The organism is Candidatus Acidiferrales bacterium (genome assembly GCA_036514995.1).
Taxonomy (GTDB): domain Bacteria; phylum Acidobacteriota; class Terriglobia; order Acidiferrales; family DATBWB01; genus DATBWB01.
In genome coordinates, this window is sequence record DATBWB010000013.1 from 15,388 (window position 1) to 40,566 (window position 25,179).

At 61.6% G+C, this 25,179-nt stretch carries 25 protein-coding genes and 1 tRNA gene; 21 read left to right on the plus strand and 5 right to left on the minus strand.

Going from position 1 to position 25,179, the window contains the following annotated elements:
• The first annotated feature begins 100 nt into the window (after positions 1-100).
• From VIH17_00960 to VIH17_01045, 18 genes are all read left to right on the plus strand, one after another.
• Positions 101-862 carry a gamma-glutamyl-gamma-aminobutyrate hydrolase family protein gene (locus tag VIH17_00960; GenBank protein ID HEY4681803.1) on the plus strand — a complete coding sequence of 254 codons (762 nt, stop codon included), beginning with the start codon at positions 101-103 and terminating at the stop codon, positions 860-862.
• Positions 863-980: 118 nt separating this feature from the next.
• The gene (locus tag VIH17_00965) at positions 981-1,745 is read left to right on the plus strand and encodes an SDR family NAD(P)-dependent oxidoreductase (GenBank protein ID HEY4681804.1); all 765 of its coding nucleotides are present in this window, start codon (positions 981-983) and stop codon (positions 1,743-1,745) included.
• A 178-nt stretch (positions 1,746-1,923) separates the two neighbouring features.
• Entirely contained in the window at positions 1,924-2,736 is an 813-nt protein-coding gene (locus VIH17_00970) for a sigma-E factor regulatory protein RseB domain-containing protein (protein HEY4681805.1), read from the plus strand.
• 110 nt (positions 2,737-2,846) lie between these two features.
• A complete protein-coding gene (locus VIH17_00975) occupies positions 2,847-3,386 on the plus strand; it encodes a DNA polymerase ligase N-terminal domain-containing protein (GenBank protein HEY4681806.1) in 540 nt (179 codons plus the stop codon).
• 175 nt (positions 3,387-3,561) lie between these two features.
• Entirely contained in the window at positions 3,562-4,839 is a 1,278-nt protein-coding gene (locus VIH17_00980) for an aminotransferase class V-fold PLP-dependent enzyme (protein ID HEY4681807.1), read from the plus strand.
• 153 nt (positions 4,840-4,992) lie between these two features.
• Positions 4,993-5,532 carry an ATP-dependent protease subunit HslV gene (hslV, locus tag VIH17_00985; GenBank protein HEY4681808.1) on the plus strand — a complete coding sequence of 180 codons (540 nt, stop codon included), beginning with the start codon at positions 4,993-4,995 and terminating at the stop codon, positions 5,530-5,532.
• Positions 5,529-6,965: an ATP-dependent protease ATPase subunit HslU gene (gene hslU / locus VIH17_00990; protein ID HEY4681809.1), complete on the plus strand. Its 1,437-nt coding sequence runs from the start codon at positions 5,529-5,531 to the stop codon at positions 6,963-6,965. Before hslV ends, hslU begins: the two co-directional genes overlap by 4 nt.
• Before the next feature lie 188 nt (positions 6,966-7,153).
• Entirely contained in the window at positions 7,154-8,209 is a 1,056-nt protein-coding gene (locus VIH17_00995; GenBank protein ID HEY4681810.1) for a hypothetical protein, read from the plus strand.
• Between the two features lie 40 nt (positions 8,210-8,249).
• Positions 8,250-9,047: a fumarylacetoacetate hydrolase family protein gene (locus VIH17_01000; GenBank protein HEY4681811.1), complete on the plus strand. Its 798-nt coding sequence runs from the start codon at positions 8,250-8,252 to the stop codon at positions 9,045-9,047.
• A 75-nt stretch (positions 9,048-9,122) separates the two neighbouring features.
• On the plus strand, positions 9,123-9,815 hold the full coding sequence (fsa, locus tag VIH17_01005; protein HEY4681812.1) for a fructose-6-phosphate aldolase: 693 nt from the start codon (positions 9,123-9,125) through the stop codon (positions 9,813-9,815).
• A gap of 42 nt (positions 9,816-9,857) precedes the next feature.
• Positions 9,858-10,232: a hypothetical protein gene (locus VIH17_01010; GenBank protein ID HEY4681813.1), complete on the plus strand. Its 375-nt coding sequence runs from the start codon at positions 9,858-9,860 to the stop codon at positions 10,230-10,232.
• 15 nt (positions 10,233-10,247) lie between these two features.
• A complete protein-coding gene (locus VIH17_01015) occupies positions 10,248-10,466 on the plus strand; it encodes a hypothetical protein (GenBank protein ID HEY4681814.1) in 219 nt (72 codons plus the stop codon).
• A gap of 219 nt (positions 10,467-10,685) precedes the next feature.
• Complete coding sequence (locus VIH17_01020) at positions 10,686-12,257, plus strand: acyl-CoA carboxylase subunit beta (protein HEY4681815.1); 1,572 nt, start codon at positions 10,686-10,688, stop codon at positions 12,255-12,257.
• Between the two features lie 425 nt (positions 12,258-12,682).
• Positions 12,683-12,985 carry a hypothetical protein gene (locus tag VIH17_01025; protein HEY4681816.1) on the plus strand — a complete coding sequence of 101 codons (303 nt, stop codon included), beginning with the start codon at positions 12,683-12,685 and terminating at the stop codon, positions 12,983-12,985.
• A gap of 144 nt (positions 12,986-13,129) precedes the next feature.
• Positions 13,130-15,787 carry an RNB domain-containing ribonuclease gene (locus VIH17_01030; protein ID HEY4681817.1) on the plus strand — a complete coding sequence of 886 codons (2,658 nt, stop codon included), beginning with the start codon at positions 13,130-13,132 and terminating at the stop codon, positions 15,785-15,787.
• Between the two features lie 269 nt (positions 15,788-16,056).
• Entirely contained in the window at positions 16,057-17,649 is a 1,593-nt protein-coding gene (locus tag VIH17_01035) for a PAS domain-containing protein (GenBank protein ID HEY4681818.1), read from the plus strand.
• Positions 17,650-17,873: 224 nt separating this feature from the next.
• The gene (locus VIH17_01040) at positions 17,874-18,197 is read left to right on the plus strand and encodes a hypothetical protein (GenBank protein ID HEY4681819.1); all 324 of its coding nucleotides are present in this window, start codon (positions 17,874-17,876) and stop codon (positions 18,195-18,197) included.
• 104 nt (positions 18,198-18,301) lie between these two features.
• A complete protein-coding gene (locus tag VIH17_01045) occupies positions 18,302-18,688 on the plus strand; it encodes a hypothetical protein (GenBank protein ID HEY4681820.1) in 387 nt (128 codons plus the stop codon).
• Between the two features lie 41 nt (positions 18,689-18,729).
• Here VIH17_01045 and VIH17_01050 read toward each other — a convergent pair whose 3' ends face one another.
• The 4 genes from VIH17_01050 to VIH17_01065 form a co-directional block, all read right to left on the minus strand.
• Positions 18,730-19,533, minus strand: coding sequence for a hypothetical protein (locus tag VIH17_01050; protein ID HEY4681821.1), 804 nt, complete (start codon positions 19,531-19,533; stop codon positions 18,730-18,732).
• Between the two features lie 115 nt (positions 19,534-19,648).
• Complete coding sequence (locus VIH17_01055; protein HEY4681822.1) at positions 19,649-20,722, minus strand: peptidylprolyl isomerase; 1,074 nt, start codon at positions 20,720-20,722, stop codon at positions 19,649-19,651.
• A 185-nt stretch (positions 20,723-20,907) separates the two neighbouring features.
• Entirely contained in the window at positions 20,908-21,264 is a 357-nt protein-coding gene (locus VIH17_01060; GenBank protein HEY4681823.1) for a hypothetical protein, read from the minus strand.
• A 475-nt stretch (positions 21,265-21,739) separates the two neighbouring features.
• A tRNA-Met gene (locus VIH17_01065) sits at positions 21,740-21,814 on the minus strand.
• Positions 21,815-22,098: 284 nt separating this feature from the next.
• On the opposite strand from VIH17_01065, the gene VIH17_01070 reads away from it, so the two are divergent.
• On the plus strand, positions 22,099-22,539 hold the full coding sequence (locus VIH17_01070; GenBank protein ID HEY4681824.1) for a hypothetical protein: 441 nt from the start codon (positions 22,099-22,101) through the stop codon (positions 22,537-22,539).
• Positions 22,540-22,583: 44 nt separating this feature from the next.
• On the opposite strand, the gene VIH17_01075 is transcribed toward VIH17_01070, so the two are convergent.
• Complete coding sequence (locus tag VIH17_01075) at positions 22,584-23,117, minus strand: Clp protease N-terminal domain-containing protein (protein ID HEY4681825.1); 534 nt, start codon at positions 23,115-23,117, stop codon at positions 22,584-22,586.
• 7 nt (positions 23,118-23,124) lie between these two features.
• On the opposite strand from VIH17_01075, the gene tilS reads away from it, so the two are divergent.
• Both tilS and VIH17_01085 read left to right on the plus strand, forming a co-directional pair.
• Positions 23,125-24,591: a tRNA lysidine(34) synthetase TilS gene (gene tilS, locus VIH17_01080; protein ID HEY4681826.1), complete on the plus strand. Its 1,467-nt coding sequence runs from the start codon at positions 23,125-23,127 to the stop codon at positions 24,589-24,591.
• On the plus strand, positions 24,588-25,136 hold the full coding sequence (locus VIH17_01085) for a phosphoribosyltransferase family protein (protein ID HEY4681827.1): 549 nt from the start codon (positions 24,588-24,590) through the stop codon (positions 25,134-25,136). The genes tilS and VIH17_01085 overlap by 4 nt, the downstream gene beginning before the upstream one ends.
• Positions 25,137-25,179 lie beyond the last annotated feature (43 nt).

The following is a 25,179-nucleotide window of genomic DNA, read 5'->3' on the forward strand; positions in this document are numbered from 1 at the left end:
GCGGCGAGCTGCCACATCAAGAAAAAGCGGGAGAAAGCTCCCGCACTCGATGGCACGCGGGTTGCCGCACCTTGAAGGCGATGTTAGGATGGCAAACTCGATGTCTGGGAAAGCACAGCAAATACCGCGTATTGGCGTGCCGTATCGCAGCGTAAAGGAAGAGGCGGAGAACAGGCGCGACGCCTACGATAATTACCTACGCGCGCTAAGAGAGGCGGGCGGAGAACCTGTCGAAATCTCGCTCGTACTTTCAAGACCGCGCCTGGGGGAGCTGGCTCGCACGCTCGATGGTATCGTGCTGCCCGGCAGCCCTGCTGACGTTGATCCCAAGCGCTACGGCGCTCCGCGCCACCCGCGCTCAGGCGATCCCGACCCGCAGCGCGAGCAGACCGATTTCACGCTGCTCGACGCCGCCTTTGCCGCGAACAAGCCCGTGCTGGCGATCTGCTACGGCGTACAGCTTCTGAACGTCTATCTCGGCGGGAGCCTCGTGCAAGACATCCCGAGCGAGCTCGCCTCGGAGATCACGCACGACTGGCGTGGCCGCGCATCCGGCGCGCCGGAACCGTTTCATCCCGTCGGCATCGAAGCCGGGACGCGGTTGGTTCTGCTCGCCGGCGGAACCGAAGCGCGCGTAAACAGTTCGCACCATCAGTCGGTGCACCGGCCGGGAAGCGACTTGCGCGTCGTGGCGCGTGCGCCGGATGGCGTAGTGGAAGCGGTGGAATTCACAGGAAAAGACCAGTGGGTCATGGGCGTGCAATGGCACCCGGAACGCATGAAAGACGATGGGTTGTCCGAGGCGTTGTTCCGCGACCTGATCGCCGCTGCGCGCGCCGCGTTTGCGGGGGTCAGGGGCTAGGGCGCAGGTGGCAGGTGATAGGTGGTAGGTCTTAGGCGGTCGGTTTCTATTTTCTCTTTTCACTTTTCTGTTTTCGTCCGAGTTTCGATTTTCGAGTTTCGTTCTTTTCGGGGGCTGAATGATTTCTCTTCAAGGAAAGTCAGCAGTCATTACCGGCGGTTCGCGGGGTATCGGCGCGGCCACGGTGAAGATGTTTGCCGAGGCCGGCGCCGACGTCGTTTTCAACTACTATCGCAGCCGCGAGGCAGCTCGGGAGGTGGAGCGGGCGGCCCAGAAGCACGGCACGCAGGTCGCCGGCGTCAAGGCGGAAGTGAGCCGGATGCGCGACGCCAAATCCCTTGTCGAATCGGCGGTCAAACGCTTTGGCCGCGTTGATATCCTGGTGGCCAACGCCGGCATCTGGAACGCGGAAGATTTGCCGATCGAGCAGATGACGGAGAAGCAGTGGGATGAGATGCTGCGCATCAACGTGAAAGGCGTCTATAGCGTCATCCATTACGCTGTGCCGCCCATGATCGAGCAAAGAAGCGGCCGCATTATCGCCATCAGTTCCACCGCCGGGCAGCGCGGCGAGGCGCTTCACAGCCACTACGGCGCTTCCAAGGGGGCCATCATCAGCCTGGTGAGAGGGCTTTCGACCGAGCTCGCCCCGCATAATATTTTAGTCAACTGCGTCGCCCCGGGTTGGGTCGATACCGACATGGCGAGACCGGCCCTGGAGAAGGCATCCGAGCGCCGCAAGGTGCTGGCCACCATCCCGCTGGGACGCATCGCCAAGCCGGAAGAAATCGCCGGGGCCATCGCGTTTCTGGCTTCGGATCTGGCCTCTTTTGTTACCGGAGAGGTCCTCAACGTCAACGGGGGAGCGGTCCTGGCCGGTTGATGGGCTTTTCCAGGGTTTGTCCCGGCCTCTGTTATAATCGCGGTCGCGGGCGATCCAGGGTTATGGAAACTAGAAAATAGAAAAGAGAAAACAAAAGGCAGCAAGTAGTGCGTGGGCGCATGCTTGTTTCTATTTTCTCTTTTCTAATTTCTGTTTTCTGATTATGGAGGTGGAGGCGATGAAGCGCGCGGTGTGGGTTTGCGCGCTGATGCTTTCTTTCGTCGCGCCACTCTCCGCCCAGTCCACCTCCGGCGTGGCCAGCCAGAATGAGCTAAAGGCCAGGAAGGTGGTCGAGCAGATCATCGAAGCGTTGGGCGGGAAGGTTTATCAGACCTGGCGGGACCAGACCTGCACCGGCACCTTCTCCCAGTTTGGCCGTTCGGGCGAGGTGACCGGGTTTGTCAAGTTCGTGGACTACGTCAAACAGCCGGATAAAGAGCGCACCGAGTTCGGGAAAAAGCGCAATCTCATCCAGATGAATAACGGCCAGCAGGGCTGGGAACTCGATCGCGGCGGCGTCACCGAAATGTCTGCCGAGCGCGTCAAGCGCTTCCATGAAGAGCTCGCCAAGGACTTCAACACGATTCTCCGGGCCGGCCTCGGTCAAGAAGGCCTGCGGTTGCGCTACGAGGGCACCGACCTGGTGGATAACAAGCTCTGTGAGACGGTCGAGATCACGACTCCGACCCGTTTTGCGCTGCGCCTTACCGCCGAGCAAGCCACCCATTTGCCGGTGCGTGTCGCTTATTCCGACCGGGATGAAGAAACGCGGGAGCGAATCGAGCTCGTGCTCACCCTGGGCAACTATCAAAAGGTGGATGGCATCCAGACGCCTTACTTCGTCTCCCGCACGCGGAATGGGATCAAGCGGTACGAAGCTCGCTATACCTCTTCGGATGGCCCTGCCTGCAAGTACAACACCGGCCTCACCGACGACCTTTTCACTAAAGCCTCTCTCGAGCAACGATGGAAAGAAATCGGCAAAAAGTGACGGGCAGAGGGAAGGAAGCCGAGCGCGGCAGCCGACCTCGAAGCTGGAACCTGGAGGCTTGAGGCTAGAACTTCCAGCTTCCAGTTTCCAGATTCCAGCCTCTCGACTTTATGGCAACTCCCCGATTTGTGGTGCAAAAACATCGCGGGCGAAATCTGCACTATGACTTTCGCCTGGAGGTTGAGGGCACGCTCAAATCCTGGGCGGTGCCCAAAGGTCCTTCCTTGAACCCGGCCAACAAGCGACTGGCCATGCAGGTGGAGGATCACCCGCTCAAGTACGGCGATTTCGAGGGCGTCATCCCGGAAGGGCAGTATGGGGCCGGGCCGGTCATGGTCTGGGACCAGGGAACGTTCGAGTTCGTTCGGGAGCCAAAGCCCAACGCTCCGGCCGATCCTCCGTCGGCTCTCAAGGCCGGGGCGCTCAAGGTCATTCTTCACGGAAAAAAACTGCGCGGCCAGTTTGCGCTCATCTTGATGCGCGGCCGAGGGACAAAGAACTGGCTGCTGATCAAGGACCGCGACGCCTTTGCCGACCGCGGCTCGGAGATCACCGAGACGAAGCCCGATTCGGCCCTGTCCGGCCGCTCGCTCGAGCGCATTTTCGAAGAAGACCGCGACAAGGCCCCACCGGCGTGCTCCCTTTCCTGATCGAGTTCCCCTTCGCCTCGACTCCCCGGTGGCAGCAGGCGAACGCATCGCCGTGCTTCCTACCGCCAAGCGCGAAAATGCTCGCGGCAGGGATCCAGTTACGGACCTTCTCCTGGTACCTGCGGCGTTTCATTTCTGTTAGACTTCGCCGGATTGCCGCGCCCGGAGGCTACCCATGCTTCGTCGAAGAGAATTCCTCCAGCGAGCGGCCGTTGCCACGGCTCTGTTCGGTATTCCACTGGCGCGCGCTGAACAACTCTTCGGCCATGAAGTCCCACCCTTGCCGCCGCGCGAACTCTATGCGAGCGACCCCGAGGGCTACTGGGCCGAGTTGCGTCGGCAGTGGCTGCTCGCCGCCGACCGCATCAACCTGAACTGCGGCTCGGTAGGCTGCACGCCGCTGCCGGTGCTGCGCGCGATGATTGACCACATCCTCTACGCCGAATCGTTCCGCGAGCCCGCTCTGCCCTGGTTCGGGTACGAGGAGAACACGCGCCTGCGCGAACTGCGCGACGCCCTGGCCGCCTTCCTCCGCGTCAAACGCGACGAGCTGGCGCTGGTGCGCAATGCCACCGAAGCCAACAACGTCGTCTGCAACGGCCTGGATATGAAGCCTGGCGACGAAGCCCTGCTTACCGACCAGGAGCACCCCGGCGGGCGGTGCTGCTGGGAGCAAAAGGCGGCGCGCTACGGCATCAAGCTCAACTACGTGACGCTGCCCAAGCCGCCGGCCTCGAAGGAGCAAATTGTCGAGCTCTTTCGCCGCGCCATCACGCCGCGCACGCGGATCATCATGTTCAGCCACATCACCACCGTCACCGGCGTAATCCTGCCGGCGAAAGAGATCTGCCAGCTCGCGCGCGAGCGCGGCATCCTGACGCACGTGGACGGCGCGCACGCCATCGGGCAGATCCCGCTCGATTTGCACGACCTCGGCTGCGACTTCTATGCCTCGAGCCCGCACAAGTGGCTCATGGCACCCAAGGGCACCGGCGCGCTCTACATCCGCGAGGAGTTGCAAGAGCGCCTATGGGTGAATATCGCCTCCGGCGACTGGCGCAACTATGAGCTGAAGGCCTACCGCTTCTCCAACCTCGGCACGTCGAACCTTTCCGTGATGGTTGGTCTCAAAGCCGCGCTCGACTTCTTCCACACGATCGGCCCCGAACGCATCTACGCCCGCATCCACGAGAACGCAACTCGCGTGCGCGACCGCATCGCGAGCCGTCCTCAACTACGGTCGGCCAACGCCAGCAAGGAGGAGTTTTACGGCGGGTTGGTGAGCTTCGAGCCGGTTACGGGCGATCTGAAACGTGTTGCTGATGAATGTGCCGCGCGCAACATCCGCATCGCCGGCGGCGCGGAGCGCATCCGCATCGCCACGCACATCTTCACCCAGCCCACTGAACTTAACGCCTTCTTCGATGCTGTGGAAGCGGGATTACGCGCCTAGCAGACTAGGGCGAGCTGAAGCTCGCCCCTACATGCGTTGTTCGAGGCGGTGGACGCGGGACTGCGCGGCTGAGGCGCGATGGTTCTCCTTGGTCGGCCGCGGTATAATCTTGAGACGCCCATGACGCGGAAGAGTCAACTAATGTGCCATACTATGCGGAACGAGATGACCCACGGCACGACGGTTTTGTGCGTTCGTCGCGGCAATCAAGTAGTGGTTGCCAGCGACGGCCAGGTCACGATGGGACAGGCGGTGGTGAAGCACACGGCCAAAAAGATTCGCCGCCTTTACGACGACAAGGTTCTGGCTGGATTTGCCGGCGGCACGGCTGACGCTCTGAGCCTGTTCAGCCGTTTTGAAGCGAAGTTACAGGAATTCCACGGCAATCTCCCGCGGGCGGCGGTCGAACTGGCAAAAGAGTGGCGCACCGACCGGGTTCTGCGACATCTGGACGCGCTCCTCATTGTCGCCGACGATAAGAACACCTTTCTGCTCTCCGGCACGGGCGACATTATTGAGCCGGATGACGGCATCTGCGCCATCGGTTCAGGCGGGCCTTACGCGCTGGCGGCAGCGCGCGGATTGATCAAACACACCCAGCTCAGCGCCAAAGAGATCGCTCAGGAAGCCATGCGCCTTGCCAGTGAAATTTGCATCTATACCAACAGCCAGTTTACGGTGGAAGAATTATGACCAGCGGCGCTTCGAAAGATGATGCAGTTACCTACCTTCCCGGGCGGGTCGAACCCGAGCCGGCACCGCCGCCGCAGCCCTCCTTTGACGAGCTGACGCCGCGGGAGATTGTGGCGGAACTCGACAAGTACATCATCAGCCAGCACGATGCCAAGCGCGCCGTCGCCATCGCCTTGCGCAACCGCATCCGAAGGCAGAAGCTCCAGCCGGAAATGGCCGAGGAGATCATCCCGAAGAATATCTTGATGATCGGGCCGACGGGCGTGGGCAAGACCGAGATTGCCCGGCGGCTGGCGCGTTTGGCCGGATGCCCGTTTGTCAAAGTCGAGGCCAGTAAGTACACCGAGGTGGGCTACGTTGGCCGCGACGTCGAATCCATGATTCGCGACCTCGTCGAAGTGGCGATTGACATGATCCGCGAAGAAAAACTCGATGAGGTTGCCGACCGGGCCGAGGTCAACGCCGAAGAGCGCTTGCTCGATCTTCTCTTGCCGCCTTTGCCGCCACCGGTCAACAAGCAGGACCCGGAAGCAGTCCACCAGCAGGAACAGTTCCAGCGCACCCGGGAAAAACTGCGCGGGCAGCTCCGCGAAGGCAAACTCGACTCCAAGCTCGTCGAGGTGGAAGTGCGCGCACGTTCGATGCCCGCCTTCGAAATCATCTCCAATACCGGCATCGAGGAGATGGACATCAACATCAAGGATGCGCTCCCCGGGCTTTTTGGCCAGGTGAAGAAGAAACGGAAGATGTCCGTGGCCGAGGCGCTCGACTACTTGGTTCAGGAGGAAGAGAGCAAGCTCATTGACATGGACCAGGTGACCCGGACGGCCATTGACCGCGCCGAGCAGATGGGAATTATTTTTGTTGACGAGATGGACAAGATTGCCGGGCGCGAATCGGGCCACGGCCCCGACGTCAGCCGCGAAGGCGTGCAGCGCGACATCCTGCCCATTGTCGAGGGCACCACCGTCAACACCCGCTACGGCATCGTCCGCACGGACCATGTCCTCTTCATCGCCGCCGGCGCCTTCCACGTGACCAAACCCTCGGACATGATTCCGGAGTTGCAGGGCCGCTTCCCCATCCGCGTGGAATTGAAATCGCTGGGTGTCCAGGATTTCGTTCGCATCCTCCAGGAGCCCAAGAACGCGCTCATCAAGCAGTACACGGCGCTGCTCGAGACCGAAGGGCTGAAGATCACGTTTACCGATGACGCCATCGAAGCTCTGGCTCATTACGCGGCCACGGTAAACGAACAGACGGAGAACATCGGCGCCCGGCGACTGCACACGGTGATGGAAAAGATGCTGGACGAGATCTCTTTTGAAGCGCCGGAGCTCAAGAAGAAAACCATCGAGGTGGACGCCGCCTACGTCCATCGCCAGCTCGCTGAAATCGTAAAAAACCAGGACTTGAGCCGATATATTCTGTGAGCCTACCTCTGGCAGCGCCACTTCTGCCTGTGAACCAAAATGCGAACATCTTCGTTCCGATTTTCGAATTTCGAATTTCGAATTTCGTTCTAACCGGACTTGTCTCCTGTCTGCTTGCGCTCGTGGCCTGCGGCAGTCCCACGGCTCCGACACCGCCTTCGCGCCACATTCCCGAGGCAGCCGGCGATTTGAGCGCCAGACAAATGGGCGAGGCGGTCGTGCTTTCCTTCACGCTTCCCCGGCGCACCACCGATGGGAAAGCGGTCGGCAGGAATTTGCAAATTCTTCTCTATCGCCAATTTCGCAAGGAAGAGTTGCCGCCGCCACCCGCCATGTTGGCGCAAGCCCGCCGTGGCGGGGCGGCCGAGGCTGCCGGCGAAGACCTCGGACAAAGGTTGTTTGGCGATGCGAAACCCATCGTGGAATGGGCTGGCGGGGACCTGGAGAGACTGGCCGCCGGCCAGATGGCGCAATATTCCGACCGCATAGCGGTTGCGGATTTGAAAGCGCACTCGGGCGAGTGGGCAGTCTATGGGGTGCTGGCGAGAAATAAGAAAGGACGAAGCGCCGGCTTTTCCAACTTGATTGCCTTGCGCATATATCCGGCGCCGGCTCCACCGGGGAATTTCCTCGCCCGAAACGTGGAAGCGGGCGTCGAGCTGAGCTGGACTCCTCCCTCCGAGACCACGAGTGGCACGGCCATCGCTTCTGCCGGCCCCTTTCCTATCTACCGCAGTACCCCGGGCGAGAAGGAAGAGTGGGAACTTCTTGCTGAGGCGGCGAACTCTCCCTGGACGGATACGGCAACCGAGTACGGCAAAACCTATCGCTACACGATCCGTGCTGTCGCCCGGTACGGCCCGGACTTGGTTGAGAGCGATGCCTCGGCCCGGCTCACCATCACCCCCCAAGATATCTTTCCGCCAAAGGCCCCGGAGGGCCTGGTCGGCGTGCCCATTCTCGCCGCCTTCGGAGGGCCGGCCATTGAACTTTCCTGGCAGCCGAACACGGAAGCCGATCTCGCCGGGTACAATATCTATCGCAGCGAGCCCCCGAAGCCTCGGGACGGCGGCGGCTACCAGAGGCGGAACGCAAAGCTGATCCCTGGGCCGGCTTACCGCGATGACACGGTCGAGGCGGGCAAGACCTACTCTTATGCGGTCGCCGCCGTGGACCGGGCAGGCAATGAAAGCGAACCATCCGCGGAGGCTACGGCGAGCGTTCCCGCCGAGCAGCAGCCGTAGCGCGCCGCCAGGGCAGAGAGAACCGGACGGAGGCGTTGCTTTGAAGATCTGCCGATTTCGAGTGGAAGGGGAAGCCCGCTATGGCGTGCTCGAAGGCGGTCGGGTACGCGAGCCCCGATTCGATCGGGGCGAGCTGCCCGGATGCCAGTATGTGAATCGCCAGCCGGGCGAAAAGAGCTGGCCGGTGGACACGGTAGAGATCCTTCCGCCCACCGAGCCTTCCAAGATTGTCTGCGTCGGCAGAAACTACCGCGAGCACGCGGCCGAACTCCATAACCCGATACCGCAAGAGCCGCTGCTTTTTTTGAAGCCCCCTTCCGCCATCATCGCTTCCGGGGAACCGATCCTTCTGCCGGACGTTTCCCGGCAGGTGGATTACGAAGGCGAACTTGGCGTGGTGATCGGCAAGCGCTGCTCGCAACTCAGCGATGCGGCCGACGCGCTCGGTTGCGTGATGGGCTACACGTGCTTGAACGACGTCACGGCGCGCGACCTTCAGCAGGCTGACGTGCAGTTCACTCGCGCCAAAGGATTCGATACCTTTTGTCCCCTCGGTCCTTTCATCGAAACGGAATTGAAGTTGGAAGAGGTGACGGTGGAAACGCTCGTCAACGGCCAACGGAAGCAGTTTGGCCGCGTGTCCGACATGATTTTCCCGGTTGATGCTATAATCCGTTACATCTCGCGAGTGATGACGCTCGAACCAGGGGACGTCATTGCTACCGGAACCCCGGCCGGGGTGGGGCCGCTCCGGGCAGGCGACGAGGTGGAAATCGTCGTTTCCGGAGTTGGCCGCCTGAAGAATCCGGTGCGGGCGAAAGGCGAGAGCAAGTTCTAGGTCGGGCATGCGTGGTTGACCGATGGCCGGCCCGTCGGCCGGATGGGAAACGGCGGTCCGGAGAGGAAACCAGCCATGAAATTCTTCCTCGACACAGCCAGCCTTACAGAAATCCGCGAAGGGGCCAAGCTCGGCATCATTGACGGCATCACTACGAATCCGTCGCTTGCCGCCAAGGAAGGCCGGGCCTTCAAAGACATCATCCTGGAAATTTGTTCGCTCATTGATGGTCCGATCAGCGCCGAGGTGACGACCACCGAAGCGGAAGCGATGATCGAACAGGCGCGCGAGCTGCGTTCCTGGCACCGCAACATCGTCGTCAAGATTCCTCTGACCCGCGAAGGCATTCGCGCCATGGCCACGCTGCGCACGGAAAATACGCGCATCAACGTCACGCTGGTCTTTTCGCCCTCGCAGGCCATTCTGGCGGCCAAGGCCGGCGCCACGTACGTCAGCCCCTTTCTCGGCCGGCTGGACGATATTTCTCATGTCGGCATGGAGGTGGTGCGCGACATTGTGACCATCTATCGGCAGTACGGTTTCGAGACGCAGGTTCTGGCCGCCTCTTTGCGCCATCCGCTGCATGTGGTGGAAGCCGCCAAGGCCGGAGCGCACGTTGCCACCATGCCGTTCAAAGTGTTTGAAATGCTCTTCAAGCATCCCCTGACTGATCGCGGCCTCGAAGCGTTTTTGAAGGATTGGGAGAAGGCCCGGCAAACGCTGGGGGAGATTATTCCGGAGGCTGTCCCCAAGGGCAGCCCGCGTTGAGGGGAGGAACTCGGTCTGAACGAGATCGCTCTTCCGCTGCTCGTGACATTTCTGGCAGCGACGGCTGCCCTCCTTTATCTCTATCAGCGAAAGTTGCCGAGTGCCGACGAACTGGAACGGCTTCGTCGCCGGCATATTGCCAGCATCGGGCGCATCGCCGAAGGGCAGGTGCTCGAGTTTTTTGAGCCGGAGGGGGTTGGCCCGACGGAGGGTTGGAGCAGCCCTTCCCGCCAGCTTGTCATCTACAGCTACACCATCGCAGGCGTAACCTATGAGGCAGCCCAGGACATAACCACGCTCCTCGATCGGTTGCGGTTCGAGCGATGTCTCAGCGGGGTGCCGGCAAGCATCAAATACGATCCGGCGAATCCCTCCAACTCGGTCATTGTTTCGGAAGAGTGGTCCGGGCTGGAGTAGCGCGGCGGACGGAATATGCGGCGCCAATTTCTGGGGGCGGTCTGGCTAGCGCTTGCGGCCGGCATCATGTTGGCCGGCGTGGGCTTGGCCTACGGGGCGGCGAGCGCCGTTGCCCAAGCCTCGACGACATCGGGGCTCCATATGTGGCTGGTGATGGGAGCCGTCGCGCTGGACGTGGCGATTCTTCTCATCGCTTTGTTTGTGGTCACGCGCCTGGCGGATCTCTTGTTGTAGCACGGGTGACGCGCTGCTCCCAGTGCGGCACCGAAGCACCCAAAGCGAACCCCCCCGCCAAAGCGGGCACCGTTCACCTGAGCTGCCCATTTCCCCGCACGGTGTCCGGACAACCTCGGGATTTGCCTGACGGGTGGCGGTTCTTCTCTGGCCAAAGGCGAGCTCTTTGTGGCACTCTGTTTGGTGCGTGGATCAGGAACCGTTTTGAGGGAGTTTTTTATGGCAACCGAGCAGGAGCAAAAAGCGGCGCAATCCAAGTTGGAGGAACTACGCCGGCGGGATGCGGCTGCCCAAGCGGGGGGCGGCGCCGAGCGGCGCGAAAAGCAGCACAAAGAGGGCAAGCTCTCCGCCCGCGAACGGATCGAACTGCTGCTGGATGAGGGCAGCTTCCAGGAACTCGACCGCTTCGTGACCCATCGCTGCACCGATTTTGGCATGGCCGATCAGAAAATTCTTGGGGACGGCATCGTGTCCGGCTACGGCCGAATCGAAGGCCGGCTGGTCTATGTCTTCGCGCAGGACTTTACGGTTTTTGGCGGGTCGATGACGGAAGCCAACGCCGGCAAGGTGTGCAAGGTGATGGATCTGGCGATGAAAAATGGCGCGCCGATTATCGGGTTGAACGACTCGGGCGGGGCGCGCATCCAGGAAGGAGTGATGTCGCTCGCGGGCTATGCCGACATCTTCCTTCGCAACACCCTTGCCTCCGGGGTGGTGCCGCAGGTGAGCGCCATCATGGGCCCCTGCGCCGGCGGCACGGTCTATTCTCCGGCCATCACCGATTTCATTTTGATGACCCGTGAGACGAGCTACATGTTTGTGACCGGCCCGGACGTGATCAAGACCGTGACCCATGAGGATGTCAGCAAACACGAACTCGGCGGCGCCATGACCCATAACGCGACGAGCGGCGTAGCTCACTTTGTGGCGGAAGACGATGCTGAGTGCCTTGCCCTGATCCGCGAACTCGTCGGATTTCTCCCGGCCAACAACATGGAAGACCCGCCGCGCCGGGAATGCCAGGACCCGGTGGATCGCACCGAAGAAAAATTGAACCACGTTGTGCCGGTGGATTCCATGCAGCCCTATGACATGAAGGAAATCATCCGGCTGGTGGTGGACTATGGTGATTTCTTTGAGGTGCAGGAGCACTTTGCCAAAAATATCGTGGTGGGGTTTGGGCGGCTGGGCGGCTGGCCGGTGGGCATCGTCGCCAACCAGCCGGCGGTGCTGGCGGGCTGCCTCGACATCAACGCCTCGGTGAAAGGCGCGCGCTTTGTGCGTTTCTGCGATGCCTTCAACATCCCGCTCGTCACCTTCGAGGACGTGCCCGGCTTCCTCCCCGGCACGCAGCAGGAGTTCGGCGGGATCATCAAGCACGGCGCTAAGCTGCTCTACGCCTTCGCCGAGGCCACGGTGCCGAAGATCACCGTCATCACGCGCAAAGCTTACGGCGGCGCCTACTGCGTGATGGCCTCGAAGCATATTCGGACGGACATGAACTTCGCTTATCCCACCGCCGAGATTGCCGTGATGGGTCCGGAGGGAGCGGTGAATATTGTCTATCGCCGCGAACTCGGGGGCGCCTCTGATCCGGAGCGAGTGCGCAAAGAAAAGGTGGAAGAATTCCGCGAACGCTTCGCCAATCCCTACGTCGCCGCCGAGCGCGGCTACATTGACGCTGTCATCGAGCCGCGGCTGACCCGGCCCCAAGTGATCGCTGCCCTGCGCATGCTCGAAAACAAACGCGACACCAATCCGAAGAAGAAGCATGGGAATATACCGCTGTGAAGAGGCGACCAGTGGCCAGCGACCGGTGAGCGGATAAAAGAGCATTTCTACGTTGGAGCGGAACTTCGCGGCCGTGATCGAGAAGCCCGGGCGCTCGTATGTAGCTTACGTGGAAGAAATTCCCGGAGTAAACACTCAGGGGCGAACGCTGGCTGAGGTGCGGTGCAATTTGCGGGAGGCACTCTCACTCATCCTTAAGGCTCGCCGCGCCATCGACAACAGAAGCGGCACCAACCCCAAGAAGAAACACGGGAATGTACCGCTTTGAAGGTAATTTTGGAGTGCGGGAGCTTGCTCCCGCCTTGAAACAGCGGCGGCAAGCCGCCGCACTCCACAGAAGTTGTGCCATCGAAAACAAGCGAGGAACCAACCCCAAGAAGAAGCACGAAAACATATCGCCGTAACCTTTTGTCCTGGAGGTGAGCATGGCAACGCATCGTCTGATTCGCTTCGACGTGTGGAGCGTTGGCAAGTGCTTGGGGATATTCTACGCGGTGATCGCAGTAGTCGTCGGACTGGTTATGCTCCTCGCGGGGGCTTTTGGAGCGGGGAAAGACATGAGCGAGCGGATTATGTTGGTTGCTGCGCCGGTCTGGTTACCGCTGGTTTACGGGATATTGGGACTCTTGTTCGGCGCGCTTGCGGCGGTAATCTATAACTTTGTCGCCCGACGCGGCGCTCCCATCTCGTTTGTCATAGAAGAAGTTTCCACCCTGTCTCCCGGATAGCTATTTTTCCTTTCCGGGAGGCCCCATCGTGTGCACCGGGGCTGTCGTCTTCGCTGGCAACGATCGTTAGCGGCGCTGACGGGCGCGAAGGCATGGAGAAAGGCGAAGCTCGTCCGAGCTACAATGACCTATGGAGGGGAAGTATTGTCGCACCGTGAAGAAGAACTGAGCATCGGCGCGGTCCTCGAAAGGCTCGAACAGGCGCGCGAGCCCCTGCGGCTTCGTGATATCGCTCACGACCTCGAGCTCCATCATCGCGGCCGGCGCGAGCTGAAGAAATGGATGCTCAAGCTGGTGCGCGAAGGCTCCGTCGAAGAGACGCAACCCGGCTGGTACGTCCTCGCTGGCCGGAGCAAGGCGGCCAAGCCCTTCGGCGAGCTCCCTTCGATCCGCCGCGGCGGACTCAGGGCAGGCAGGGCAAGCCCCGCGGCGGGCATTGTCAACGAACCCGACGATCGGGGGGAGCAGGCCAGCCGTGGCGGGCAGCAGCCAGCATCGGCCGCCGTGGGGGACGTGGTCTCCGGCCGGCTGGTCTGCCACCGCGACGGCTACGGATTTGTCATCACCGACCGGCCCGTGACGGGCGTCGAAGGAGACGTTTACATTGGGGCGGCACAGATGGGCGACGCCATGCACGGCGACCGGGTGGAGATTCGGGTGGCGCGAAAGTCGCTGGGCCGCGCCGAAGGGCGCGTCCTGCGAGTGGTCCGTCGCGCCCACCCCACCGTGGTTGGCGAATTCCACGTGGGGGCAAGCGGCAACTACGTCATCCCCTACGACACCAAGATCCTTCAGCGCATCTTCATCCCGCCAGGAGAGGAATCTCCCGGCGAGCCCCGATTGCCTCGGGGCGAGCGCCACCGCCCCGCGGTTGCCAGGGAGGACCACCCGTCGAAAGCCAAGCAGGCACCGCTGCCATCCCGGCTGCGTGAGTTGGAAGGAAAAATGGTCAACGTCGAGCTGATGTCGTTCCCGCGTGGTGATTCGCCGCCGCGCGGGCGAGTGACCGAGGTACTCGGCAAGCCGGGCGATTTGGGATTGGACGTTGAGATCGTCATCCGCAAGCATCACCTGCCCCATGAATTCGCCGAGGATGTCATGGCGGAAGCGCAGCGGGTGCCCACCGAGGTCCGGCCGGGCGAGCGAGAAGGCCGCGCCAACTTTTGTCATCTTTCCGTGGTAACGATTGACGGCGAGACGGCCAAAGACTTTGACGATGCCGTCTATGTCGAGCCGCTGGCGAACGGGAATTTTCACCTGGCGGTGCACATCGCCGACGTGAGCCATTACGTCGCGCCGGGTACGGCGCTCGACCGCGAAGCTCGCCTGCGCGGCACGTCGGTCTATTTCCCCGACTGCGCCGTGCCCATGCTGCCGGCGGAGCTCTCGAGCGGCATCTGTTCGCTCAACCCGCGGGTGGAGCGGCTGGTGCTCTCCGCCTTGATGGAAGTGGATCGAAACGGGCAGGTCGTCCGCTCGACGTTCACACCGGGTGTCATCCGTTCCGCCGAGCGCATGACCTATACGGCGGTCCATGCCGTTTTGGAAGGCGACCCCGAGCAGCGGAAACGCTATGCGCCCCTGGCGCGGCACTTCGAGAATATGAAGGAGCTGGCGCTTATTTTGAACCGGAAACGCCGCGGGCGGGGCTCGATTGATTTTGATTTGCCCGAGCCGATTCTTCGATTCGACGAGCGGGGCCTGATCGTCGGGATTACCCGCAGCGAGAGGAACATCGCCCACCGCATCATCGAAGAGTTCATGCTGGCGGCCAACGAAGCGGTGGCGCGGTTTCTCGAAGCCCGCTCCGTCGGGACGCTCTATCGCATCCATGAGAAGCCGGACCCGAGGAAGGTCCTGGAGTTCGAGGAGATAGCCCAGCGCTTCGGCTACTCGCTTGGCGTGGCTGACTTGGCCGAGAGGAAACTGCGGGTCAAGCAAAGGCTTTCCGCTCGTTCGTCTCAAAGGGGGCGGGCCGGCCACCGGAGCCAGCGCGAATTTGCGCTGATGCTGCCGCCGGACTTTGACCTGGCCATCACGCCGCGGCACTACCAAAAGCTTGCCGACAAGATCGAAGGGAAACCCGAAGAGCGCATCCTCTCCTACCTGATGTTGCGCTCGCTCAAGCAAGCTCGCTACTCGGGGAGAAACCTGGGCCACTTTGCGCTGGCCGCGGCCACCTATTGCCATTTCACCTCGCCCATTCGTCGCTATCCCGACCTGATCGTTCACCGCACCTTGAAATGGCTGTTGGCGGCATCCACCCCTGCGGAGGATATCCCGGGCGGACCGCACCCGAGGGCCGGGAAAAAACGGCGCGCTCCCGGCGCCCCTGAGGATGCTTCTCACGCCGCTTTGCCTCAAGAAGTCGCGATCACGCGCCCCGATCGAATGGGGTCAAGCGGGCCAATCTCGCCTGCCGAACTCGAGAACATCGCCGCCGAATCCTCAGACGCCGAGCGACGCGCCGACGACGCCGAGCGGGAATTGACCGAGTGGAAGAAAGTGCAGTTCATGGGGCAGCACCTCGGCCAGGCCTTCGACGCGCTGATCATCCAGTGCGGGAAGTTTGGGTTTTTCGTGGAGCTGCTGGATTTCTTTGTGGAGGGGCTCGTCTCGATCGATTCGCTCGAAGATCTGTTCGAGGAGCGGTTCTTCTACCGCGAGGGCGACCGGGCGATCGTCGGCGAGCCCGCCGCGGCGGGTCGCAAGCGCTTTGCCATCGGCGACCGCGTCCGCGTCCAGGTGGATCGCGTGGACGCCGCCCGGCAGCGCGTGGACTTCTCCCTCGTGGAAGGGTAAGCCCTGGGAGTTCACAGCGAAGGGATTCCTGACAGTTGGGGATAGCCGAGAGAGTTCGTGAACTCGCTCGGGTGGTGTTTTCCCACACTGGAGGAGAGGGGGGACTTATTGTCCTCATACTCCCTGTGGGAAACTTGCTTCGCTCCGAGGCAGTGTTAGAATTCACTCAGCGCGCGAGAGCCGGTTTTACCCCTTTCCAAAACAGCTACCAACGCGCCATCGAGGCCATTCCCCGGCTCATCGCATTCTGCTTATCCGGGAGGTACGGTATGAACAAGGTCATTTGGCATCCTTCGACACACGAGGCGGCAGCGCAACTGGCCATCATTGGTTCGGCCGGGGAAATTGTTTGGCGGAGCGTGCTGGTGGTGTTTGCCACCGAGTTCGCGGTGATGCTCATGTTGCGCTCGTTGGGAATGGCGTTTGGGCTTTGGACGGCGCTGCTGGACAGTCTGCTTCTTTCGGTCATGGCCTTGCCTCTGCTGTACGCAGTGATCCTCAAGCCCGTAGCCGCACTATCTGCCAAACAGGCCGCCGCCTCGGCCGAGGTGCGCTTTGAAGCGATTGCCCGGTCAGTGCAGGACGGGGTCATTGTCTTCGCTTGGGACCGAGAAATTCAGTTCGCTAACCCGGCAGTCGAACAGATCTTCGGGTACGCACCAGGCACCTTGCGCGGTGCGGATATGGAAGTCTTGATGCCAGAGGACGTGGCGAAGGACTTCCGAGAGGGACTGAAGCGCTACCAGGCCACGGGTGAGGCCCCCGTCATAGGAAAGGGATCGGTCGAGGAGGAAGGGCGGCGCAAAAACGGCGAGCGGTTCCCCGTCGAGTTATCGGTGAACCCCGTGGTGGCCGGCGGCGATACGCATTTTGTCGTCGTCCTCCGCGACATTACCGAGCGCAGGCGGGCGGAGGAAGCGCTACGGCAAGCCGAGGAGAAGTATCGCGGCATCTTCGAAGAAGCCATCGTCGGCATTTTCCAAACCACCCCGGACGGGCGATACCTCAGCGTGAATCCAACGATGGCGCGCATCTATGGCTACGATTCTCCTGAGGAGCTGATGGCAAGCCGCACGGACATCGCGCGGCAGGCTTATGTGGACCCCGACCGCCGCGAGGAGTTCAAGCGGCTGATGGAAGAACACGGTGTCGTGCTGGATTTTGAGTACGAGGTCTATCGCAAAGACGGCAGCAAGATTTGGTTTCTGGAAAACGCCCGCGCCGTCCGGGATTCGAGCGGCGCCGTAATGTACTACATCGGTGCTGCAGAAGACGTTACTGAACGCAAGCGGGCGGAAGAAGCGCTGCGGGAGAGCGAGCGGAGGCTCCATGAGATACTCGATGCCCTTCCAGTGCCGGTGCGCATCATCCAGGCGGGCAAAGTGGTTTTTTCCAATCCTGCCGACGCACACTTGTACGGCTACGGAAGCCCGGCGGAGGAAGTGGGAGCTGATGCCTTTGCCCAGGTAGCCGAGGAGGACCGGGAGCGGCTGAGGAGATACGCGCAGCGGCGTGCGGCGGGAGAAGAAGCGCCCCGGTGCTATGAGGCGCACGCCAAGCGTCGCGACGGGAGCATCTTCCCGGTGGAGGTCACCGCCGAGCGCTACGTTCACGCCGGGGCGCCTGCGAGCCTGCTCGTGCTCCGCGACCTGACGGAACGGAAGCGGCTCCAAATGTACGAGCAGATCCTGCCGGTCTGCTGCGTATGCGGAAAAATCCGCGACGATACGGGCGCCGAACGCGGGAAGAGCACCTGGGGACCGCTTGACCAGTACGTGACGCGACACTCCGGCGCACAGCTTAGCCACGGGTTTTGTCCAGATTGTTACGAGGAGTATCGAAAGAGGGAAGGACTTTCCTAGACCTCGCGCCCGCCAGCGCCGCAGTCCCTTGCCCCGATAAATTGGGGAGAAGGCTTTGGGACTGGCTGAGCGGAAGGATAGTCTCTCCGCAGGTGAGCGACAAGCCGAAGCTCGCGTGATCCCGAATCCCAACTTCTCTGGGCAACCTATGGCTCTGGAAATCTCCCTCGCGCTGTTGCAGAATAGCCGCTCACAACTTGACTTCGCCAAGTGGAGGAAACGGCATGGGTTCTCGGGCTTGTCCTGGATGTCACACCAAGGTTCCGATCATTGCGCTGCTGCTTGCCGGCGGTGTGCTTGCCTGTCCGCACTGTCAGGCCGAGCTCGAATCTGATTCGGCCTCCAAGCAGGTCAGCGTCTGGGTGGGACTTACCGCAGGATTCGTGGCCTGGCTTGCGGTGGGCCATCCAGCGGGAACCTTCGGCTGGCTTCTTCCCGTCCTGATATCGTTTGCTGCCTTCTCGGTCGTCACCCCCCTGGCGCTGGCATTGGTGGGTGGCGTCTGTCCCGCTGGGTCCTCGCAATCGTCTGAAAAGAAACGGTATTAGAGAAGGAGGAGAGTTCCAGTATTTCTTGACACGACACACCCTTCGTGATAAGGTACTAGTATCCTCCCCTTTCGAATACCGGCTGCCAAGCGGAAAGAGGCCCGATGAGTCATGAGCTCGCCAACCAGCTCAAGAAGCTCCGCGACCATATTGACGCCTTCGAGTCGCAGCTTGCCCGTGGGAACGGCAAGTGGTGGCCTCGCAAAGAGCTTTCCGAGCTAAAGGAGCTGCTGGATCAGGCGCGTACGCTGGCCTGGGCGCTGTTGCAGAGCGAGGACGGCAAGCCCTTGCCACCATCTGCCAATGGCACGCCCGCTTCCGAACTGATCGCCAAGTTCCGCCTGCGGCGTGGCACGCGGCTGGTCAACGACATCCGCAACGACCTCGACGCCGGCGACATTGACATCAGCAATCCCGACCTGCAGCCCTTCTACGAGGCAGTTGAGGCCTCGATGCGCCGCATGGCCCGCATCTTCAAACGAGGAATGTGAGCAGGCGAGAGGTGTCGGGTGTCACGTGAGAATCCTCTAACTTAGCGGTCGACCCCAAAATCCCACACGTCAAGATTCATTCCCTGCTCGAGAAGTTCAATGACGGCATATTCGCCGGGCGGGAGCGGGGAGGGTAGCCTGAGGCGATAGACGCCGGGAGAGAGCATTTCCAGCTCGGCGGCGACGGCCTGGCGGGATTCTTCCGCCTTGCCGCCGAGAGGGCCACGGAGAAGCTGCTCAAAGACCCGCTTGGAACCTTCCACCTTGGCGCGGACGAGACCAAACTTCAGGTCAGTTTCTTCGGCAAAGCGAACATAGATGACCGGGGTAGCCGACTTGAGGCGAGTTTTGGATTTGGCGCCATGCAGCGTGACGTTCGTCCGGCTCTTCAAAATGGGCAGCGGCATCGCCATAGAGAGGAGCATCCGCTTCTTGTCAAGTCGCAGTTCGGTGGCGGACTGTGCCAGGACGACGATAATTTTCCCGTCGAAGGCATAGACCCCATCCTCTTCGGGCAAGGTTTTGCCCGCGGCGACGACAATGGCGCCGGTTTCCTCCGCCGAGGGATAGCGCACCTCTTCGAGCAATTCTTCGGCCTCGGTTTCGGCTTCCTCATTGGCCTTCTTGGTGGCTTCCCAATCCACCAGGCTGACGGGAAGCTCTTCCCAGGCAAAGCGCTCGGTCGAATAGTAACGGACGCGCTCGCCCTTCACTGCCCACTCGCGGACCACCTGAGAGCTGCCATCCTTCAGGACCAATTTCTTCTTGGCCGCCAAGAGCGGGAGCGCAGCCAGCAAGCAGGCGGTCACCGCCAGGAGCGTGTAGCGGAGCAGCTTGCGATGCATCGTTGTCCTCAAAGCTCGCCTCAAATGATTTAGATGCCGCTCTCGGGCGACAGGGAGTATCGGGATTTACCCGATATGTCCCGAAGCTTCGGGGCCGGGCCAAAGCCTGGCAGTCCTACGGCTTTGGTGGAGGCGCGGGCTGGGACGGCTGCGCCGGAGGCGTAGCCGGTGACGCGGCCGGCTTAAAGTAATCCTCGTCGAAGACCGGCTGGCCTCCCATGAGCGCCGTCACCACCCGGTTCACTTTCTCGGTTTTCACGCTGCTCGAAATTTCCGTTTTGACGTCAGCCAGCGGGGTAGTGGAATGGTCCTCGACTTCGATGAGGTGATAGCCAAAAGGCGATTTGACGGGTTCGCTCAATTCTTTTGGTTTCAGCGCAAAAGCAGCCTTCTCAAACTCGGGCGCCATCTGCCCGCGGCGGAAATATCCCAGATCCCCGCCCTTTTCGGCCGAGGCAGAGTCGTCTGAGTTTTCCTTGGCAAGTTTGGCAAAATCGGCTCCGGCGAGAATTTGTTTGCGGAGATCTTCGGCTTTTGCCTTTGCCTGCTCATCGGTCAATTCCAGCTTATCGGCTTTTGCCGCCGGCCCGCCCGCGAGCGCAACCAGAATATGCCGGGCACGGACGCGCTCGAAGTCACTCGTGTGGGCGTCATAGTAAGCCTGCGTTTCAGCATCGCTGACTTCGGTTTGCGACTGAATCTCTTGATACGCCGCGGCCGCCAGCATGTTGTTGACGCTGAACTCGATCCTTGTGCGGGTGGGCTCGCGTTGGTCCAGATGCCGCCGGCGAGCTTCGTCGGCGAGCGCCAGCATCTTGGCATACTCCTCGGCGATACGCCGTTTGGCCCCGCCTCGCGCCATCGTCTGGTATTGAGGGGGCAGAGAATTCACCATGCCTTCAAACTCGGCGGCGGTTAGTTTGTGGGCACCAAAGCGCACCACGACGCGGCTTGCGCCGGCCGCTTGGGCCGGAGCCGTCGCCGGCTTGGTTTGAGCTGTAGTTGCGGTGGCCCGGGGTGTTCGGGCAGAAGGCTTCGTAGCCGCGGGCTTGGGAGGATTTGCTTTCGGGGTTTCTTGTGCCTGCATCCCCGCGTTGACAACAGCCGAAAGCCCGAGCAAGAGCAGAATCCTCAAAATCGAAGACCTGCTTCTGGTGAGCTTGGCAAACCCATTGACGTAACGGTTCATGAAGATAACTCCCCCTGAGGCATCGAAAAGTGTGCTGTCCCGGCAGCAGGCCCGGCTATCCTGACGGCGGGCAAGGCCGGACAACCGCTCCAGTTGAGTGGAGCCGGAAAGCATAGCATCCCGGCTAAGGGTTTCGGACGAAAATTGAAAGGGGGAGTGAGATCGGGTTAGAGATGAGGATGCAGTCAGGCAGGAAGGTTAGGCTCGGTATGGCCCCAAACTTTCTTGATGGGCTGGGTGCAGCGCACCGCCCACTCGAGCACTTCGGCGTCGCGTTCGGGGAGGCTGAGCAGCTCGAGCACGGTGAGCTCGGCTTCGCGGTTGCTCAAAAGGTTCAGCACAAAAATGGCTTCCCCGACGATCACCCGCTGGGACAACCCGATGCGGGCAAGGCGCGGCCCGTCGAGCATCGCGTAAGTGTCCTCGCTGAAGTCTCGCCCCTCGGCGTTGACGCCGAAGACGCGCACCGGAATGACCAGCCGGGCGACCGGGCTCGTCGGAGCTTGCTCGAAGGTTGCGTCGCGTTTGGTCGTCGCCGCCATGGTCGTTGCCCTTCACTTACTAGGAACACGCCTTTCAGGCCCGAGTTGCTCAACTCGAAAAATTTCCCGGGATGGGGGCGGTGCATTTCCACCGGTACCGAAGGCAGGAAAGGACTACCGGCGGCCGTCAGGGGGAAAGGGGAGCGGATGGAAGTTACTTCGCTTCGTCCACAATCGCTACCACAATTTTCTCGACCTCGGCGGCGATGGGCTCGATGCCCGCATTCGGATAGAGCGCGCTCATCGAGGTGGGCAACAACGCGCTAAGGTAGGAGGCGCAGTTGCCGGGGGTGTCTCGTCAGACAGGGAACCATTCTGCGCCGACGTTTGTTGCGGCGGGCTGGGTGGCTCCCGGCGAGCTTCCCTTGATTCTGCTGGGTGCCTTGGCAGGACGCCACCTCGGCGAGTCCGGGGGGATTTTCCCCTCGGCTCACCGTCTGGGCCGCTCGGGAGAAGGGATAGCCTGGCAAGACCCTGGTGCCGGCGGTGGGACTCGAACCCACGACCTAGGGATTATGAGACCCTCGCTCTACCTCTGAGCTACGCCGGCACCTTGAGGCATAGTAGGGGAGGCCAAAAAGAGTGTCAAGGCAAGCAGGGAAGGAAGCCCTGCCCACCATGCATCTTTTTTGTTTTCTTGCTATTTGAGGTGAGCGCCAGGAAGATGGCCGCGGCTGCAAACCACCATTACCTTCTTACTGGTACTTGGGTTCCATTGACCTGCTTGGAGGGCAAAGATAAATTGGCTGGCGAAGCAAGCGCCGCACCCCGGTAGGTCGGGGTCAGGGCCCGGCCCAAACGTGGCGCCTGGACAGATCGGGGGAACTCAAGCACATGAGCCGTGAACTAGCAGCCGGACTTAACCAAGCGAACCTGATGGCCGCAATCGTCCTTGTGTTTTCCATCGGGATGGCGATGCAGTTCTTTGTCCACTACTGCCGGTCGCTGCTGGTGGTAGGGGGCAAGCTGCCGTTGTCTGTCCGGGTCCGCGAAGCGCTTCAAATCAGGGATGAGCAGCTCACCCCGGCCGATTGCAAGCGCGTCTGGAAATTGGCGGAACTATGTCCGGAGATGGAGCGTCGCTCGCGCCAGCTCAGCATGATTTGGGCCTATTCCTTCCTGCTGTGGCTCTTCCAGACCCTCTCCAGTTGGGCCGCGGCAAGCGTGAGCAAGTGGTTTGAGGCTGAACAGCAATCGTGCGCCCGCTTTGTAGCGGTGGTTCTTGACCGGCGCATGGCGCACACGCAGTCCTTGTTCAAGCAAAATTCCTACTGATTGGCCTCCGGCAGCAAGCGATGGCGCCGTGGCGACACCTGTTCTCAGCGGCCGAGCGGCTCGCCGCCCACCGCGCCACTGACAGCCCCCGGCGCCGGGCGGCTCAAACGCGCCAACACGACCTCAACGGTCATGCCGGCTTCGGCGAGGAGCTTGGCTGCCAGAGAAGCTCCGTCCCGCAGGGTAGCCAGGAGGAGGTGGAGCGGCTCCGAGGTGAGCGAGCCCGCCGACCGAGCTTCTTCGTCGGTGCGACGAAGCAGCCGCGCCGCCTCTTCGGAAAGGCGCATTTCCGTTTCGTCCGACGGCTCGGGCTGGAGCCGGCCGCTCCACTCTTCTTTCAGTCGCCGTCGCACCCCATGCGGCGTCAATTTCCCTTGAGAGAGCTCGCTCATTTTCTCGGTGTCTTCCTGCACGATGCCAAAAAGCAGGTGGCCGGCCTCAATCGTACCGGTCACCAGAAAGCGGGCCTCATAGTCGGCAATCACAAGCGCCCGCCGCAGGCGCTCGCTGAAGCGCTCAAACGCAATGGGCGCCCCGGCTGCGGGTTGATTCGCTCCGGCTGGAGAAGTTCCGCTCACGGTCGCATTGCTCCGTCAGAATTGGCTTGCTACCATTATCGTCGGGATGGGTGACCTGCGCAGCAAGATTCTCTCGACCATTCGCCGGTACGGAATGTTTCATCCCGGCGATCGCGTGGGGGTGGCTGTCTCCGGCGGCGCTGACTCGGTCAGCCTGCTGCGCCTCCTGGAGAGCCTGCGCCAGCCGCTTGGGATCAACCTGCTTGTCCTTCACCTGAACCACCAGCTTCGCGGTGAAGCTTCAGACGAGGACGAAGAGTTTGTCGCCCGCCTGGCCAAAGAGTTCGACCTTGAGATGGTTTGCCGTCGGGCTCAAGTTCGCGCGTACGCCGAAAAGGAACGGCTCAACTTGGAAGAGGCTGGCCGGCGGCTGCGGGCCAAGTTTTTTGAAAGCCTCACGGGCAGCGGTCGGGTGGATCGTATCGCGGTAGGCCACACTGCCGACGACCAAGCGGAGACGGTGCTGGCTCGCCTGCTGCGCGGCTCGGGAACAAAAGGGCTGGCGGGCATCCATCCGGTGGTGGGCCGAATTGTTCGGCCGCTCCTTGAGGTTCGCCGCGCGGAATTGCGAACTTATCTCGCCGCGCTCGGCCAGAAATGGCGCGAGGACCCGACGAACCTGGACACGCGCCGGCTGCGCAATCGCCTCCGGCTTGAGCTCTTGCCTCAACTCGAACGTAGCTACAACCGGCGGATTGTGTCCCTGCTCGGCAATCTCGCTGAGCGAGCTCGGGGGGAGGAGGCCTTTTGGTCGGCCTTGGCCAAGGGGGAACTCAACCGGATTCTGCGGCCCCATCAAGATGGCATCGAAGTGGAAGTGGCGGATCTGCTGAGCGGGGGAACGGTCGGGCTCGAATCCGGCGAGGCCCGACGGGCCCTCGCCCGACGGTTAATCCGCGGCCTGCTCGAAGCGGTGCGGGGCGATTTGCGCCGTATTACCGGCACGCATGTCGAGCAGGTGCTTCGCTTGGCGGAAAGTCGGGCGGGAGCGGGCCGGCTGGAGGTGCCCGGAGTGCGATGCGACCGTTCCCAGAGCCGCCTCTACTTGAGAAAAAGCGACCGGGCAGAAAGCACGCAAAGCCGGGAAAGCTTTTCCTATCCAGCGCCTCTGCCGGGTACTGTTACCTTAAAGGAAATCGGCCGGCGCCTAACGCTTAAATTCATTGACGTTAGAGACTTAGAGCGGGGTTATAATGCCGAATGGATGGTTTTGGACGCTGACCGGGTGGCAGATGAGCTGCTCATTCGGAATTGGCGGCCGGGGGATGCTTATCGGCCCTGCGGGGCGCGGCGAACCAAGAAGCTCAAGACGCTGTTCGCCGAGCGAGGCATCCCCAACCGCGAGCGGGCGGGTTGGCCGGTGCTGCTGGCGGGCAACGAGATCATCTGGGCCCGTGGTTTTCCTGTGGCGGAGGCGGTGGCCGTCACCGCCGCCACACGCCGGGCGTTGTTGATTGAGGAAGGAACTCTTTGAAACACAAACTGGAGGTGTTCTACAGCGAGAGCCAAATCGCGGCGCGGGTCAGCGAACTGGGGGAACAGGTTTCGCGCGACTATGGCGAGCAGCCGGTGGACGTGGTGGCCGTCCTCGACCAGGCATTCATTTTTGCCTCCGACCTGGTGCGTAGAATTCGCTGTCCGGTGCGGGTCCATTTCTTGCGCGCCGACACACGCAAGGTGGCGGCTGGCGGCCAAGCCGAGGTGAAAGAAATCTTCTTCTGGCCGGAAATTCGTGCGGCCGGAAAGAACATCCTGCTGGTGGAGGGCGTATTGCATACCGGCATCACACTGGACTTTGTGACGCGCCGGTTGCAACTGGGCCAGCCGCAAAGCTTGCGCACAGCGGTGCTGCTGCATCGCCCCGAAGCGCAGCGGGTGGAGATTAAGCCTGATTACTTTGGCTTTCTGGTGGCATCTAATGTGGTAGTGGGCTACGGGCTCGATTGGGAAGGCCAGTATGCCAATCTGTCGTATCTGGCCAAGTTCGATCGCCCCGCGCCCATGATGGGGGAAGGGTGAAGAGTGAACCTGGCCGGGAGTCAACGGAAGCGGGAAGGGAGAT

Bases quoted from the DNA above. Each gene is read 5' to 3' on its own strand.
- VIH17_00960 (HEY4681803.1), top strand. From the start codon at position 101: ATGTCTGGGAAAGCACAGCAAATACCGCGTATTGGCGTGCCGTATCGC.
- VIH17_00965 (HEY4681804.1), top strand. From the start codon at position 981: ATGATTTCTCTTCAAGGAAAGTCAGCAGTCATTACCGGCGGTTCGCGG.
- VIH17_00970 (HEY4681805.1), top strand. From the start codon at position 1,924: ATGAAGCGCGCGGTGTGGGTTTGCGCGCTGATGCTTTCTTTCGTCGCG.
- VIH17_00975 (HEY4681806.1), top strand. From the start codon at position 2,847: ATGGCAACTCCCCGATTTGTGGTGCAAAAACATCGCGGGCGAAATCTG.
- VIH17_00980 (HEY4681807.1), top strand. From the start codon at position 3,562: ATGCTTCGTCGAAGAGAATTCCTCCAGCGAGCGGCCGTTGCCACGGCT.
- hslV (HEY4681808.1), top strand. From the start codon at position 4,993: ATGCGGAACGAGATGACCCACGGCACGACGGTTTTGTGCGTTCGTCGC.
- hslU (HEY4681809.1), top strand. From the start codon at position 5,529: ATGACCAGCGGCGCTTCGAAAGATGATGCAGTTACCTACCTTCCCGGG.
- fsa (HEY4681812.1), top strand. From the start codon at position 9,123: ATGAAATTCTTCCTCGACACAGCCAGCCTTACAGAAATCCGCGAAGGG.
- VIH17_01015 (HEY4681814.1), top strand. From the start codon at position 10,248: ATGCGGCGCCAATTTCTGGGGGCGGTCTGGCTAGCGCTTGCGGCCGGC.
- VIH17_01020 (HEY4681815.1), top strand. From the start codon at position 10,686: ATGGCAACCGAGCAGGAGCAAAAAGCGGCGCAATCCAAGTTGGAGGAA.
- VIH17_01025 (HEY4681816.1), top strand. From the start codon at position 12,683: ATGGCAACGCATCGTCTGATTCGCTTCGACGTGTGGAGCGTTGGCAAG.
- VIH17_01035 (HEY4681818.1), top strand. From the start codon at position 16,057: ATGAACAAGGTCATTTGGCATCCTTCGACACACGAGGCGGCAGCGCAA.
- VIH17_01040 (HEY4681819.1), top strand. From the start codon at position 17,874: ATGGGTTCTCGGGCTTGTCCTGGATGTCACACCAAGGTTCCGATCATT.
- VIH17_01045 (HEY4681820.1), top strand. From the start codon at position 18,302: ATGAGTCATGAGCTCGCCAACCAGCTCAAGAAGCTCCGCGACCATATT.
- VIH17_01050 (HEY4681821.1), bottom strand. From the start codon at position 19,533: ATGCATCGCAAGCTGCTCCGCTACACGCTCCTGGCGGTGACCGCCTGC.
- VIH17_01055 (HEY4681822.1), bottom strand. From the start codon at position 20,722: ATGAACCGTTACGTCAATGGGTTTGCCAAGCTCACCAGAAGCAGGTCT.
- VIH17_01060 (HEY4681823.1), bottom strand. From the start codon at position 21,264: ATGGCGGCGACGACCAAACGCGACGCAACCTTCGAGCAAGCTCCGACG.
- VIH17_01070 (HEY4681824.1), top strand. From the start codon at position 22,099: ATGAGCCGTGAACTAGCAGCCGGACTTAACCAAGCGAACCTGATGGCC.